General features: G+C 56.7%; 10 protein-coding genes. 1 reads left to right on the top strand and 9 read right to left on the bottom strand.

All coding sequences use genetic code 11. The features are described from left to right. The first annotated feature begins 69 nt into the window (after window positions 1-69). Complete coding sequence (locus tag KFE13_RS14930; protein WP_260703890.1) at window positions 70-987, top strand: tetratricopeptide repeat protein; 918 nt, start codon at window positions 70-72, stop codon at window positions 985-987. Here the strand turns inward: KFE13_RS14930 and KFE13_RS14925 are convergent, their stop codons facing one another. From KFE13_RS14925 to KFE13_RS14885, 9 genes are all read right to left on the bottom strand, one after another. Further along, window positions 988-2166 (bottom strand): hypothetical protein, encoded by a 1179-nt coding sequence (locus KFE13_RS14925; protein WP_260703889.1) that lies wholly within the window; start codon window positions 2164-2166, stop codon window positions 988-990. A gap of 136 nt (window positions 2167-2302) precedes the next feature. Further along, entirely contained in the window at window positions 2303-2455 is a 153-nt protein-coding gene (locus KFE13_RS14920) for a DUF5522 domain-containing protein (RefSeq protein ID WP_260706977.1), read from the bottom strand. 50 nt (window positions 2456-2505) lie between these two features. Beyond that, entirely contained in the window at window positions 2506-6912 is a 4407-nt protein-coding gene (locus tag KFE13_RS14915) for a DEAD/DEAH box helicase (protein ID WP_260703888.1), read from the bottom strand. Between the two features lie 66 nt (window positions 6913-6978). Next, on the bottom strand, window positions 6979-7560 hold the full coding sequence (locus tag KFE13_RS14910; protein ID WP_260703887.1) for a KdsC family phosphatase: 582 nt from the start codon (window positions 7558-7560) through the stop codon (window positions 6979-6981). A gap of 72 nt (window positions 7561-7632) precedes the next feature. Then, window positions 7633-7932, bottom strand: a complete 300-nt coding sequence (locus KFE13_RS14905; RefSeq protein WP_260703886.1) for a hypothetical protein — start codon at window positions 7930-7932, stop codon at window positions 7633-7635. A gap of 322 nt (window positions 7933-8254) precedes the next feature. Then, window positions 8255-8956: a hypothetical protein gene (locus KFE13_RS14900; protein ID WP_260703885.1), complete on the bottom strand. Its 702-nt coding sequence runs from the start codon at window positions 8954-8956 to the stop codon at window positions 8255-8257. 206 nt (window positions 8957-9162) lie between these two features. Beyond that, on the bottom strand, window positions 9163-9612 hold the full coding sequence (locus KFE13_RS14895; RefSeq protein ID WP_260703884.1) for a hypothetical protein: 450 nt from the start codon (window positions 9610-9612) through the stop codon (window positions 9163-9165). A gap of 298 nt (window positions 9613-9910) precedes the next feature. Beyond that, complete coding sequence (locus KFE13_RS14890; protein ID WP_260703883.1) at window positions 9911-11881, bottom strand: hypothetical protein; 1971 nt, start codon at window positions 11879-11881, stop codon at window positions 9911-9913. A gap of 68 nt (window positions 11882-11949) precedes the next feature. Beyond that, a complete protein-coding gene (locus KFE13_RS14885) occupies window positions 11950-15213 on the bottom strand; it encodes a vitamin B12-dependent ribonucleotide reductase (protein WP_260703882.1) in 3264 nt (1087 codons plus the stop codon). Between the last annotated feature and the right edge of the window lie 36 nt (window positions 15214-15249).

Genomic DNA, 15249 nt, shown 5'->3' with positions numbered 1-15249 from the left:
TGACAAAGCGTCATTGACAGCATCTGAGCGGAGGCAGATCATGTGTGCGTACCTTTTCGGAGGTATGTCATGTTCATCCGAACGCTTCGTCTCTCGCTTCTCTTCATCGCCGCAGTAGTCCTTTTAATTGCCGCTTCGCCGGTTGTCGCGCAACAAATTCATCAACTGACACGCGACGAAGTGCGCACTCTGGATCACCAGAACCCGGTATGGGATTCCGTGCGGTCGCATTTGCCTGATCCTACATCGGCCACAGCCGCGCAGTTGGAGAGCGCAGCCGACATTCTGCGTGCCCGCCGCTTCCTCGCTGACGCAATGGATTACTACGAGTTTGCTCTGCGCCGCGGAGGCAACGAAGTACGTCTGCTGAACAAACTCGGCGTGTCAGAGATTGAGCTGCGTGACCCGGCAGCTGCAAAAAACTACTTCAACCGCGTAGTAAAGCTGCAGAAGAAAAACCCAGAGGGCTGGAATAATCTCGGCGCAATCGAATATCTGACTGGGCGTTTCGATAACGCCATCAGTAACTATAAAAAGGCCATCAAGCTGGATAGGGATTCATCCACATATCATTCGAATCTCGGCACGGCCTACTTCGAAAAGAAGGATTTTGATAACGCGCGAAAGCAATATGAGATCGCTCTGAAGCTCGATCCCAACCTGATGGAGCATCACAGCACGGTCGGTGTCACAGCACGCATGTTGTCTCCAGAGGACCATGCCCGATTCTGCTTCGAACTGGCACGCCTCTATGCAGAGCGCGGTGATGAAGAGATGATGTTTCACTTCCTCACGATGTCCAGCGAAGCAGGTTTCGACGTGTTGGATCACATGACCTATGACAGCGCTCTCGGCCGCTACCGTAAAGATCCTCGCGTACTTTTACTGGTCAAGAATGCGCAGGAGATGAGGACTAAAGGCATTCCAATCGCCGCCGCTGGCACGGCACCTCCTCCGCTGCCACCTGATGCAGGAACGAAGCACTAGCTACAGATGAGGGTGAAGCTGGCGATAGTGTACGAAGTATTGAATTAGCCCGAAGTATCCGAAGCGCCCACTATACAGGCCAACGTGCGGAAGATCCCAGCAAAAGACATAGATTAGTATCAGTGTGCCAATCACCATATTTTTCGCACGACTTGTAGTCAATACCGGCTCAGGCCCCACTGTCGTCGGATCAGATTGGCGTTTATAATCCATCACCAGCAAGATCAGGAAGATGCAGAATACGTGAATATAAATCCATCGTCCCCAGTCCGTTGCGTAGACGAAAAGGATGGACGAAGCCAGCCCGGAGATCAACGCCGCTCCAGCTAGAACGGTCAGGTTTCGGCGCAACGCAGGATATCGCCACAACGTCGCAAATGCCAGAAGTACCGGAAGCAAAGCAAGCAGTCCCGTGATCGAGTAGAGCGTGCTGTAGTGAAAGCCTCGTTCATAATCAATCACATCCTGCCGAGCCATTGCGGTGCTGTAGGCAAGCCCCTGGATTGCTCCGCCACAAAGTCCACTAAGCGGCATAGTCACGGGTTGCGAGAGTGATGCGCAGATCGTGTCTGCCGACGCTTGATTCCCCGGATGATGAACCACCGAATACGTCGCAAGCAGGGTGACGATCACGGGAATACATGTAAATTTCAGAACTTGGGCAACATCCTTCATGCAGATTAAAAGTGCTGCAAGGGTGTAAGGAAGAAAGACAATGAGCGCTTCGTGACTTAAGACACAGCTAGTGCACAACGCTGTCAGATACACAACGATTGCGACATAATGTTTAGCTCCATGCAGCAACCACAGTAAAAGGACACCAAGGCCGGCAAAGAGGATGATCTCTTTACGCGACCCGGCCGTTGGATCGAGGACGTGGAATGCCAGCGTTGCCGGTGAAAAGATCAGGAGGACAAGCCACAGGCTCCAGTTCGTTTTCGCCAGCAGCTTCCATACTGCATAAAGGATCACTGCATAGAAGAAGAGTTGAAGCAAAGCAACGATGATAAGCGGGGAGACGGACAATAGGTGAGACAAACGGAGCGCAATCTCTCCGGTTAGCCCGCGGCGCACAAAACCGCCCCTGTAATTAATCAGCCAATCACCGATCGCCCAGTTGGCCTTTATCTTAATGTTGATAAACGCATAGATCAGCGTTACGAAGGCGACAACAGCCATGTAAACCAGCGTGGCTCGCCGGTAGAACTTCGCAAGACGAGTGTCCTGTTGCTGGTGTGTGATCTCGGTCATCCGTTAGGGTGGCTAGACTCACTATATCCGAGTGCAAAAGCAGGCCACAAGATAAGAGGAGAGGTTATCGATACGGACAATGGCGGCAGCCGCTGTTACAGCAATAGCCCCGTTTCCGATGATATGCCTCTGTAAAGACAAGATAAGGGCCTTCGTAATAAAAGTCTTCAGGCGCAAGAGCTTGTGGCAGTTCCTCAAAAGGAGGTGGCTTATCCATTTGCTTGGGGGTATCTTCGTCACTTTTTGACATCGCTATTTTCAACATCATTAAAAGATCGGTAAATGGATAGCCGCAGCCTCTGCAACTGTTTGGACTGTATCGGCCGCCTCAGCGCCCTGTCCTTCAAGGTGCAACAGGCCATTGCGGTAACAAACCTGTCTACCAGGAATGGAAGCGACACGCTCCCCCGGCAGCACGATGCCTGCAAGATTGGCTGGGTCAGCAGCTGCGACCGTTACAACTGCTGATGACTCCCGCGAGCGCGAAGCACGCAGTGAATCGGCAGCTTCAGGCAGGGCAAACTGTTCTCCTCCAAAACCGGTAACAAAGCGACCTCCCCGCAACTCTCCACGGGCCTCAAGACGCCGCAATACGCCCACAAGATCGCGCCAGCGCGGAGCATTCGACTCTCGCGTCAACAGATCGCGAAAGAGGATGCCATAACGTGCAAGCAACATCCTCGCATAAGACTCAAGTGCGGCCTCAGTGCGACGAGCCTGCTCAATAGCCGTGGGGGCTGTGTGTGCATCCTCAGTGAGCAGCGACCACCGGCCTGCACTCGATCGAACTGGCCTGCGGCCTGCCGCTGCATGACTGGCCTGCTTGCGGCGAGGATCCATGATGACACGCAGCTGATCGAATCCATCGGCAGCAGCGAGACCTGCCGTCGCAAGCTCCCACAACGCCTGATGCGTCTGGAACTTCGAGAAACCTAAAATGCGTTGAATATCGCTTGCAAAGCAGGCACCACGCTCGCGCAGCAGCGAACGTACGTCAAGCGCTTCTTTGCTGAGAGACTCGCTAAGGCGTGCCTCCTCAACCCGTTCGCGAGCGAGTGCATGCGGCAGCCATTCTGCTGTCTCGCGAATGTAAAAAGTAATCGGCGCGGCATTCGTCGGCACAACGCGGCGCGGCCCTGTTCCATCTGCATTCGACCACGCAGGATGCGGTGAGATGCGCCCCCAGCCAATAGCCCCTGAGAGGCACAGTGCGTCCAACCATTTCGGATCATAGTTGGCTACACGCGATGTCAGCAGAGAACGCTCCCACTCAATAGCCGGTGCCTCGAACCCTTCAAGCTGATGCAGCGCCTGAAGTACTCCCTCTTCACCGGATAGCTGCGTCTGCGGAGCCAGATGCTGCCATTCCAATAGCCAGCGCATGTATACCGCAGGGGCGACAGGCTCAATCTGTTTGCGCAGCGTATGCAGGGTGCGGCGATGGATGCGCTGCAGAATGCGGCGTTCGCACCACTCAATGTCGTAGTCGTGCTCAGGCTTCGTGTGTTCAAAGATGCCGCGCATCAGAAGTCCCTGCATCTCCATCGCTAGAAAAGCCTGGAAGATACTGGACGGATCGATGCCAAGATTTGCCGCAAAACTGTTCGCCGTTGTGGGTCCCAAAATCTGCACCCAGCCTTGCACGCATTGTTTCAGCGCATGCTCTCTTGTTATGGCATCCGCACCTGAATCAAATAAGGCGGCGGCATAAGCCTCGCGCTCAGATGAGGTCCAGCACACAATCCCATCGTGTTCGACGGTATGCGCACGTCCATTACGCACAAGACGCTCGTAAAGCGTTGGCCAATGCTGCGCCTCTGCCCTGCCGGCAAAAAACTCTAACGGAAGAAGGACAAGCGCCTGCAGCAGATCGTGCAGTTCGTGTTCATCCCGAATATCCGGCCAGCACTCACGCCGCACCTCGTCGATCGCGTTCTGATCGAGCCGCCCAGCTTCCTCAAGCACACTTGCCGGCAACGCACGTGAAAGCGAAACGGCACGGGCGCGGCGTTCTTCGAGACCTGCTTCATCAAGATAGGCATACGGGTTCGCGTTCAGCAGTTCGTGCGCGAACTGCGACGGCACCGGCGTATCGACAGCGAGGCAACGCACACTGCCGTTCTTGATACCGCGCAGTACGTCGATCAGTCCCTCCAGATCCATCGCTTCCTGCAGCACATCCTTCATGACCTCATCGACCAGAGGATGGCTGGGAATCTGAATGTCGCCTTCAATGTTTTCAAAGCACGCCGCAGCCTGCGGGAAGACACTGGCCAGCAGATCCTCCGAACGTGTGCGCTGAATCTGTGGAGGAATGCGCTTGCCCTTGGAATTTCTAAGAAGCTGCAAGCTGCGGTTTGCTGCCCAGCGCCAGCGCGTCTTGAAGATGGGCGACGCGAGCGACGCCTGCTCCAACAGCTCCTTGGCTGTATGCTCGGTAAGAAACTGAAAAACATCGGCTAATGGAAAACTATGCTGCTCGGCCAGTGAGATATTGATGCCGTTGTCGGTTGCAGCAGCTTGCAGTTCAAAGTTGAATCCACGGCAAAAGCGCTTGCGCAGCGCAAGTCCCCAGGCTTTATTAATGCGTGCCCCAAAGGGCGTATGCAGAATAAGCTGCATGCCCCCACCTTCATCAAAGAAACGCTCTGCGATGATGCTGGATTTAGTCGGCACATTGCCCAGTACAGCGCGTCCGGTAACGATGTACGAGATCAACTGCATCGCGCCGCCCGCGCAAAGTCCGCAGTTCTCCATCAGCCATGCAATCGCTGTATCAACTTCGGAATCGGCGGGCGATATGTAACCGGGTGTGATGTTGCGAGTCAGCTCTGAAACCTTTTCACGTAGCTCACTGACGCCATCAGAGAGCACAGCCGTCCTCTGCGGAGCCTCGCCAAACCAGAACGGAAGCGTTGGCGGCGCGCCATGTGCGTCCTCGACCAGCACACGCCCCGCAGCCTCAATACGCTGAATTCGCCAGCTCGCATTGCCAAGCAGAACAACATCCCCTGGCGAAGAATCGACAGCGAAATGTTCGTCAAGCGTAGCAATCGGCACTCCCTCGGGCTGCAACACAACCGAGTAGACGTTCGTCTCCGGAATCGCTCCACCATTGGAGATCGCCGTCATACGTGCACCGCGACGCGGATGAAGCTCGCCGTGGATGCCGTCACGTAGCAGATAGGCTCCATAACGGCCGCGGCTGGATTCGATACCGTTTGTCAGCAGTCCGATGATCTCATCGAAACGCGCACGTGTGAGATGACGATACGGCAGAGCGCGCGTGAATATGCTGAAAAGCGCATCTTCCTTCCATGACTCAGCTCCACAGGCAGCAACAATCTGCTGCATCAACACGTCGATCGGCTCAGGCGGAACCTCAAGTCTGTCCAACTCGCCAGCGCGCATCTTGCGAATAAGCGCAGCCTGCTCGACCAGGTCATCGCGCGTCGTCGCGAAGAAGCGCCCTTTCGGAACAGCGCCACGCCAATGCCCAGCGCGTCCAATGCGCTGCATCGCGACAGCGACAGAGCGCGTGGTCGCAACCTGACAGACGAGGTCAACATCGCCGATGTCGATACCGAGTTCCAGCGATGCAGTCGCAACAAGAATCTTGATCTCGCCGCTCTTCAGCCGCTGTTCAGCATCGAGACGTAACGTGCGCGAAAGCGAACCGTGATGCGCCGCGACGTTTTCTGCACCAACCCGCTCGGCCAGTGCAAAGGCAATGCGCTCCACAAGCCGGCGTGTATTAACAAAGACCAACGTGGAACGATGCGTCTGCGTGTAAGCTGCAAGCTTGTCGAAGACCTCTTCCCACATTTTTGTAGTAAGGACGGAACTAAGTTCGTCGCTTGGCACCTCAATCGCAAGATCAAGCTGGCGGCGCTGCCCCACCTGAACGATCTTCGCAGGCCGCCGCTCAGGATGAACACCCGTGAGGAAATCGGCGACCAGCTCAATCGGGTTCTGCGTTGCCGACAAACCGATTCGCTGCGGAGGCGTAGCCAGCCCAGTCAGCCACTGGCCGGGTGAGAGTCTGTTCTCACCGCAGACGAGAGCGTCCAGGCGCTCCAGCGAGAGTGCAAGATGCGCACCACGCTTGTCATCGGCGACAGCATGAATCTCATCGACGATAACGGTGCGGACACGGCGCAGATTTTCGCGCGGCTTGCCGGCAGTCAGCATGATGTAGAGCGACTCCGGCGTCGTCACCAGAATGTGCGGCGGATTACGCAGCATGGCCGCACGCTCTTTGGCCAGCGTGTCGCCAGTGCGGACGGCAGCGCGAATCTCTGTTGAGAGATAACCGCGCTCAAAGGCAAGCTGCTGAATCTCGCGCAATGGCTGCTCGAGGTTCTTTTTAACATCGTTCGAAAGCGCCTTGAGTGGACTGACGTAGACCACTTGCGTCGTTGCCGCTAGCGTTCCGGCAATCGCATGACGCAACAGCTGATCGATACAAACAAGGAACGCAGCGAGTGTCTTGCCGCTTCCGGTAGGCGCAGAGATTAATGTCGCCTCACCCGCAAGAATCGCAGGCCAGCCCTCTTCCTGCGGCTCTGTGGGCGATCCGAAGCGGCGCACAAACCACTCCGCCGTTACCGGATGCGCCCACGCCAATGCGGCAGGAATCTCGAGCGCTTCAGCGACTACGGCAGGGGAAGCCATGCGCTATTGTAGCTCGATTTGTTCGTTTTTTATTCGCTTAGCGCCAGTGGCAATGCTGCCAACAATTTACATATTCCCAACACCTACGTCAGCAACTCCTGCTGCTGGATTCTCGTAGTCGAGATACGCTTCGATGACGCGTTCCAGCGAGCCCTGTGCCGAGAGGATAAAGTCGATGGCGTCGCGCCCTGCTCCCTGCCCTCCTGCATTGGGAGTGATGTAATGGGCTGCATCTTTGACCTGTTGCCTTGCGTTAGCCGTGGCGATGGAAAGCCCGCAGGCACGCATGACCGGAAGGTCGATAATGTCGTCGCCCACATAAGCCATCTCATCGAGCGAATAACCCGTCTTGGCGAGAATGTCTTTGGCTGCCTCCATCTTGTGGGCCTGGCCCTGGTAGACGAATTCGAGCTTCAGGTCACGGGCGCGGATGGCAACGGTCTGCGAGTTACGCTTGGTGATGATGCCAATGCGGAGGCCGCCGAGGCGCCCGAGCGAGATGCCGAGGCCGTCGTGAGCGGCGAAGCCTTTCGATTCGATTCCCTTGCCATCCGGGCCGGGAATGACAAAGATCTGGCCGTCGGTGAGGACGCCGTCGACGTCGAAGATGAGAACTTTGATTTTCTTTGCGCGTTCTTCAGCAGTCATCTCTCGATGATACGTGACGGCTGCGGAGCGATTCGGCAGAGCATGCTCGCCGCCGAATCGCTCTGTTCTGCTTTAGCGCCAGTGGCCTGGCACCCATACCCAGCCTCGCGGGGTTTGGCGCCAACGGCCGGGATACCAGCGATAACCGGGGCGCGGCGGGCGCATGTACGATCCTGGAACCCAGACATATTGGCCGCGATACCAGCGATAATAGCCGCCGCGCCAGACCCAGTTTGGGTGCTGCGCTGGAATGGGGCCGATCACTTCATTTGGAGGAGGAGGGGGAGCCATCATCGGCCCGGGAGGCGGGGGTTGAGCGTGGGCTGTTGTAATCGTGAGAGCCAGAGCACAGCAGATCAGGAATCGGCGCATGGAATTGGTGTCTTCCTCCTACGCGATAGGACGCATCGGCGTGTGGAGAAGTTGTGGTTCCTACGGACTCGCCGGGGCCTGTATGCCCCCTCCCCTGTACCTTTTCCTGCAAAGTATTCAAAGATTGAGGGTTACAGCGACGGTTACCTTTTTGCGGCCAGCGGTCAGGCTACGTGGCTGGAGCTTTGCATTTTTCGGCTCTTTTTTAAGTGTAGCGGATGGAGAGTAACTTATCGGCAACTCGGTTCTCTTTTGCTTTCATCAAGTTGCAACGAATTGGGGGTTGACAGCTTTGGAGACCGCAGCGTTCGAGCCGTGCGCCCTAGAACTTTACGTCCGTGACCTTTCCGCTGTCGAAGACGACCTGCATGCCTTTGTACGTCCAGAGGGATTTGGTTCCGAAGTTCACCCTCTTCTGCGGCTCGCCGAGGGCCCTGGTGACCTGGTCGGGAGTCATGCCGGGATGGATCGTGGCTTCATCGGTCTGTACGGGAGGCGGCGCAGAGTTTTGCGCGGACGGGGGTGGAGTGGCATTTCCGCCTGCGGCGTGTTGCGACATCAGCCTGGCGTAATTTTCTCGAGTCCAGCGATCGATCTGACCGGCGATGTTGTCAGCGGCGAAGCGCCAGCTCATCTCGCTCTGGGCTTCGAGGGCTTGTGTGTAGCTGCCCGCCATCAGTGTGGCGTGGAGGTTGCGGACGGTCTTATCGTTCTGGGTGGTGGTTCGGGTGGAGGAACGTCCGTCGTCGCTGGTGGTGCGGTTGCTGGTGTAGCCGTCGACCTCTTTGTGCGAGTCGCGGGAGTCGATGCGAACGATAACATCGGCCTCCTGCGCGGAGTTGACGACGCGCAGGGACTTCTTGTTGGCCAGAGACTTCTGCAGGTCGATCGCGGAGTCGTTCGCGCCCGGCGCGCTGAAGCCGTTGTTGTCGCTGGTGACGTAGACGCTCACAAGCTGCTGCGCGAAGGCGCACGGCGCAGCGAGAAGAGCAAGGCTGAGGACTGCCAGAACAGAGCGACGCATAAATCCGTTCTCCAGTACTGCAAAATGAAAGCAAGGGGACCGGAGCTAGGTTAATCTGCGCGGGAGAGCGCGGCAAGTGCCGTTGATCACAGTAACCGGCCGGGAGTTTTGCTTAAGGGCGCGGCTTCAGCCGTGCCGTTCCCAATGTGGGATATGGGGCGGCTTCAGCCGCTGAGGTACTCGTCTAGCCGCGGCCAATTGTGGATTTAGTTTTGTGGGTTGGATGGGGGCGGGGTTGGCTCATCGTGATGGCCGCGATGGACGATTTTGCCGATGCCGCGACCTGTGCCCTTAGTGACTTTGGCGGTGCCCTTGGCGGCGCCGACGCCGACGTCCTTTCCGGCGCCAACTGCACCCTTGCCCACGTTCCCGGCCGCGTCGACGGGATGGAGGGTGACGAGATCGCCAGCGCCTTTGCCGACTCCTTCGGCTGCGGCTCCGGTTCCCTTGGCGGCGCCCTTGCCGATGTCACCGGCTCCGCTGCCAACATCGCCGCCGGGGCTGCGGGGTTGGGGTTGCGATGGGGTCTGGGCTTGGGCCGGGGTCTGGGATGCCGCAGGAGCGGTCTGGGCGTTCTGGGCCGAGACGCTCTGGCTGCAGACGGCAAAGGCTAAGGTGAGGATCGCGAGGTATCGTGTAGGGAATTCATAGCGCATAGGACTGCCCCCTCTTCTTCCTTAGATGCGTCGGACAGTGGAGCGAGTTGGGGAAGTAGCGGTTCGAGTCTCACTCGAATGGTAAAACGTACCTCAGCGGCTGAAGCCGCTCTTATTTAGTGACTGTTGCAGCACGGCTGAAGCCGTGCCCTTAAGCGAGGCGTTCGAGCTTCGCTCGAATGATCCCACCCATGCGATGAGACCGCATGAATGAGGCACCCGCCCAGGGTTCAGACTTCACTCTAATGATCGAACCCCTCCGATGATAACTGCCACTGTATTAACCACCCGTACGGCACTACACATTTTTTCCGAGTCCTAAGTCAGCTTTTCTTGCGGGAATGATTATCTCCCAGCCTCCTATCTGAAGAGTGTTTTCAAGGAATGGCCTGGGAGACGGGCTAGAAGCCAAATCGAATTTATAAATGAGATCGATTAACTCTTTCGCTGAGGGAAATTTTCCTTTAAGTGGCGAGTACAGATTAACAATCTCATCGCTCTGCAAATTCATGGCTTTTGTAAATGCACCATCTAAGATGTTTTCTAGATGACTAAAATCAACCACCCTAAAACCCTCTATGTTCTCTCCAGCGTGAGATAAGACATTCGTCAGGATGAATGGAGTTATCGTCTCATCTCCGCTAATTCCATGTGATTTACGCAGCAAATCTTTACAAATGTCAAGATTGTCTAACGACAGCCGCATCTGCGCAGCTGCTCGCCGAAGAGATTGTTCATTTTTCCATAGCTCATATAAGCTATCTGAGATCTCTAGGACTTTACACTGGAAAAGAAAGATGTGGCGGTCTTTCATGGCAATAATATCGATGTCTGTCAACAGATTGCCATTTGAGTCGATTAGCGGATAGTTCAGAATTACTTTGAACCCCGCAGATATAAATTTTTGCCGTAGCTTCGAAATCGGCTTCCTGCCCTTTACCGCCAACGACTCATTTACTTCTTTGGCGATCATGTGTAAAAGATTTCTATCAAAACGCGATATTTCGATTATAGAAATAGGGATTTGTATTTTATCTTCGCTAGTTACTACAAGAGGTTTATAGAAAAGGTCTTGAAAATTTCTATCCTCAAAACGAGAAACAAACAAATAAAAAAGCTCAGGTCTTAACGGAAATCCAGCTATCTCACTTGTTGTTTTTTCAATTTCCTTGATCCCTAGAAAAGCCGACTTTACTTCTGGCTGTACCTCATGCCAAGCGCTAACCCAAATTCTCGCTAGAAAAGCCAGAGCATAAACAGATGCCCAAGCTGAAATAAGCTCTTTATATATAAATTTTTCGGTTCCAATCCGAACGCGCTGGCCAATATCTACCAATGAGGAAACTTGGGATTCCAATATTTGGGCAAATTCTAGAGTGGGAGCCCGCAAAAGACCCGCCAAATTCTTGCCGTCATTTGAAGCTAACAATTGGCCGAATGTAGGGTACATTGAAACATCAATTTCCTGAACAGATTTGTCATGGATCTTGAGAAACCTTGTCGCGTGTTTAGATTGCGCCATGACGTCTTGAGTATGTGAACGACTTATGAAGCGTTCCGTTCTAGTAAGCCATTCTTTTGTGGGCTTATGCACTCGGATGGTTTTACCAAGGAGGCTTACCTGAGCTCGTGAAAAGGAATACGCGTCCCAAACATTGAATAAAGATTCGGTGTTCGTTGCCACATCGATAGATTCCAGAAACGCTTCTGAAGAACCTACCTCACTATCTGATTGCGCAGCGCAACGTCTTTTCCCTTCATTGATAATGACTAGCCCCTTATCTATGATATCTCGCAGAACAAATTGTTTGTCCCTGGTGCGCTGCATCCGCTTTTCAAGGTCATCTCCGATTGAGTCCGCGCTTGATTTCATTTTCTGTCGTAGTGATAAAGCGAGAAGTTCGAGCGAGGTTAATACGACTGTGCAGAGATCGTCGTAATTCAAAGCCCAAATATTCAGTTTGGCTGTAGTATCACGTAAACTTGATGCCATTTGTTGAAATGCAACTGTAAGTCGGCAGTGTCTGCGAATTTTTGATCGCCTTGCCCCCGACAGCGGAGCTTTGAGTGCCCAGGCTTCTAGTTGATTACACACTTCTTCTGTCAAACAAGTATCACGCGAACGAGATAAGAGCTTTTGAGTTTTGATTACTTCAAATGTCTGATCGAAATCTGATAGAAGACGTGCTTTGATCGCATCCAGAAATTTATCGTCCGGATGACGCTGCACATCTTTTGCCCATTGCCACGTTGATAAATTGATCAGCATTACTTGGCTTAAAGCGCAGGCGGCTGACACCAGCCAGCCGCCGTCTATGCTTCCTTCTATCTAGTTTTCTAGCTGCAGCCGCTGGTGCTTCCGCACTCCATGCAGCGGTAGCAGCTTCCGTTGCGGGTCATGATGGCTCCGCAGGTAGAGCAGCTTGGGGCGTCTCCCATGTCGACCATGGACTTCATGGCTGTGGCCGCGTGGTAGATTCCGCGGTCTTCCATGGAGAGGGGTGAAGTCGATCCTTCGGCTCCGCGGGATGGCGGTGCGGCGTAGTCGGGGGCGATTCCCTGCTGCGGCGGTGTGGTGGTGTAGGTCTCCGTGTACATGCCGGGGAGAGACGCGGGTCTCTGCTCGACGGCGGAGTAGCCTTCCTTGTGCGAGTCGGCTGCGGCGTTGAGCGAGGAGATGACGTGGTTGCCGGGAGCGTTGACGCTGCCCTCGACCGGGACGGCCTGCTGCGGGGCGAGTCCTGCGAAGAGGGAGAGCTGCTGGCCGGAGAGGAAGCGGATCTGCAGCCAGCGGAAGATGTAGTCCATGATGGACTTGGCGTAGCCGATCTGCTCGTTGCCGGTCCAGCCGGAGGGCTCGAAGCGGGTGTGGGCGAACTTCTCGCAGAGGACGCGCAGCGGGACGCCGTGCTGCAAGGCGAGCGAGACGGCGGTGGCGAAGGAGTCCATCAGTCCGGAGACGGTGGAGCCTTCCTTGGCCATGCGGATGAAGATCTCGCCGGGCTGGCCGTTGGGGTAGAGGCCGACGGTGATGTAGCCCTCGTGGCCGGAGAGGCCGAACTTGTGCGTGACGGATGCACGCTCGGCGGGCAGGCGATGACGGACGGCGCGCGGCGGAGCCTGAGCGTCGGGGGCGTCGGCGTTCTGCGTGGCGGCCTCGGTGACGTGGCGAATCTGCTGCTCGAGGTCGGCGATCTGCAGAGCCTGCGCGTTGAGGCGAGACTCGGCAGCGGCGAGGACGGCAGAGTTGTCGACGGTGGCTACAGCCTCGGTTTTGGTCGTCTTCTTGTCTTCAGCGGAGACGTTGAGCGGCTGCGAGCCCTTGGAGCCGTCGCGGTAGATGGCTACGGCCTTGAGGCCCTGGCGCCAGGACTCGATGTAGGCCTCGGCGATGTCGTCGACGGTGGCGTCGTGCGGCAGGTTGACGGTCTTGGAGATGGCTCCGGAGAGGAAGGGCTGCGTGGCGGACATCATCTTGATGTGGCCCATGTAATGAATGGAGCGGGTGCCCTTGGCGGCCTTGAAGGAGCAGTCGAAGACGGCGAGGTGCTCGGGGCGAACGTGGGGCGCGCCCTCGATGGTGCCGGTGGCGTCGATGTAGCTGACGATGGCGTCGACCTCGGCGTTGGTGTAGCCGAGCTTGAAGAGCGCCGAGGGGACGGTGTTGTTGACGATCTTGATCATGCCGCCGCCAACGAGCTTCTTGTACTTGACGAGGGCGAGGTCGGGCTCGATGCCGGTGGTGTCGCAGTCCATCATGAAGCCGATGGTGCCGGTAGGCGCAAGCACGGTGACCTGCGAGTTGCGATAGCCGAAGCGCTCGCCGTGAGCGAGAGCACCGTCCCAGGAGTGGCGCGAGGCTTCGATCATCTCGTCGAGCTGCGGAGCGACGAAGGGCTCGGGCGAATCGAACGACGCACCGATGCGGTTGACTTCCGCGCGGTGCATGCGGATGACGTCGAGGAAGGGCTCGCGATTGACGTAGAAGCCGGGGCAGGCTCCGCCGGCGATGTGCGCCTGCTGCGTGAGCGGTGTGGCTGCTCCAAGCGGCGGGCAGAGCTCGGCGATGCGCGAGGACTGCCAGTAGGCATCGCCGCAGAGGATGCTGGTGACGGTGGCGGCGAAGTCGCGGCCAGCGTCGGAGTCGTACGGGAGGCCGAAGGCCATCAGCAGCGCGCCGAGGTTGGCATAGCCGAGGCCAAGCGGCCGGTAGTCGTGCGAGTTCTTCGCGATCGACTCCGTGGGATAGCCAGCAGCATCGACGATGATCTCCATCGCGGTGGTGACGACGGCAATGCCGTGACGGTAGCTGGCGATATCGAACTGACCTCCCGGTGTGAGGAACTTCAGGAGATTGAAGGAAGCAAGGTTGCAGGCCGAGTCGTCGAGGAACATGTACTCGGAGCAGGGATTGGAGGCGTTGATGCGGCCCGAGTTCTTGCTGGTGTGCCAGCGGTTGATGGTGGTGTCGTACTGCATGCCGGGATCGCCGCACTGCCAGGTGGCTTCGGCAATCTTGTTCATGATGTCGCGGGCGCGGTACTCCTTCACGGGCAGACGGTTCTTGACCGTGCGAGTCACGAAGGTAGCGTCGGCTTCGACAGCGGCCATGAACTCGTCGGTCACGCGGACGGAGTTGTTGGCGTTCTGGAAGAAGATGGAGCTATAGGCCTCGGAGTCAGGGCCGGAGCCATCGTAGCCAGCCTGCACGAGGGTCCAGGCCTTGGCCTCTTCCTTCTGCTTGCACTCGATGAAGTCGATGATGTCGGGATGGTCGACGTTGAGGATGACCATCTTCGCAGCGCGACGCGTCTTGCCGCCGGACTTGATAACGCCGGCGAAGGCGTCGAAGCCACGCATAAACGAGAGCGGGCCAGAGGCGGTGCCGCCGCCGCTCAGTGTCTCGTTCGAGCCACGGATACTGGAGAGGTTCGAGCCGGTGCCCGATCCCCACTTGAAGAGCATGCCCTCGGTCTTGGCGAGGTTGAGAATGGAGTCGAGCGAGTCCTGCACGGAGTTGATGAAGCAGGCCGAGCACTGCGGCTTCTTGTAGCCGGTGACGGAAAACTCAACGGCGCAGGTGTGCGGGTTCCAGTGCCAGTTCTGTGCGTCGGAGTTCGGCTCCAGGCGGTCGCAACCGACGTTGAACCAGACGGGCGAGTTGAAGGCGACCTTCTGGTTGAGGAGAAGGTGGCAGAGCTCGGCGAAGAAGGTCTCGGCATCCTGGGCAGAGGCGAAGTAGCCGCCTTCGATGCCCCAGTCGCGGATGGATTCGGCGACGCGGGTAACAAGCTGGCGGACGCCGGTCTCGCGCTCGGGGGTGCCAAGCTGGCCGTGGAGATACTTCGACGCGACGATGTTGGTCGCCGTCATCGACCAGTCGGCGGGAACCTCGACGTTCTTCTGCTCGAAGATGGTCTTGCCCTTGAAGTCCTGAATAACAGCATCGCGAAGCTCCCAGACGATCTCGTCGAAGGGCGAGACGCCAGGGCGCGTGAAGTGGCGCGAGAAGGTGAGTCCCGGGGTGCGGCCAGTGGAACCGGAGGCCTGCGAGGATGTCTGATAGGCGGCGCTGGTGGTCTGGTTGGGAATCGTTGCCATCGGGGAGTTTGCTCCTTCTTCTCTATGAATATTTGA

Origin of the sequence: Edaphobacter flagellatus, assembly GCF_025264665.1 — a bacterium.
GTDB classification, from domain to species: Bacteria; Acidobacteriota; Terriglobia; order Terriglobales; family Acidobacteriaceae; genus Edaphobacter; species Edaphobacter flagellatus.
The sequence above is the reverse complement of the archived record's forward strand: the minus strand, read 5'-3'. Positions and strand labels throughout refer to the sequence as shown.

Coding starts and splice junctions, on each gene's coding strand:
- KFE13_RS14885 (WP_260703882.1), bottom strand. CDS start 15,213: ATGGCAACGATTCCCAACCAGACCACCAGCGCCGCCTATCAGACATCC.
- KFE13_RS14895 (WP_260703884.1), bottom strand. CDS start 9,612: ATGCGCTATGAATTCCCTACACGATACCTCGCGATCCTCACCTTAGCC.
- KFE13_RS14905 (WP_260703886.1), bottom strand. CDS start 7,932: ATGCGCCGATTCCTGATCTGCTGTGCTCTGGCTCTCACGATTACAACA.
- KFE13_RS14920 (WP_260706977.1), bottom strand. CDS start 2,455: ATGGATAAGCCACCTCCTTTTGAGGAACTGCCACAAGCTCTTGCGCCT.
- KFE13_RS14910 (WP_260703887.1), bottom strand. CDS start 7,560: ATGACTGCTGAAGAACGCGCAAAGAAAATCAAAGTTCTCATCTTCGAC.
- KFE13_RS14930 (WP_260703890.1), top strand. CDS start 70: ATGTTCATCCGAACGCTTCGTCTCTCGCTTCTCTTCATCGCCGCAGTA.
- KFE13_RS14915 (WP_260703888.1), bottom strand. CDS start 6,912: ATGGCTTCCCCTGCCGTAGTCGCTGAAGCGCTCGAGATTCCTGCCGCA.
- KFE13_RS14925 (WP_260703889.1), bottom strand. CDS start 2,166: ATGGCTGTTGTCGCCTTCGTAACGCTGATCTATGCGTTTATCAACATT.
- KFE13_RS14900 (WP_260703885.1), bottom strand. CDS start 8,956: ATGCGTCGCTCTGTTCTGGCAGTCCTCAGCCTTGCTCTTCTCGCTGCG.
- KFE13_RS14890 (WP_260703883.1), bottom strand. CDS start 11,881: ATGCTGATCAATTTATCAACGTGGCAATGGGCAAAAGATGTGCAGCGT.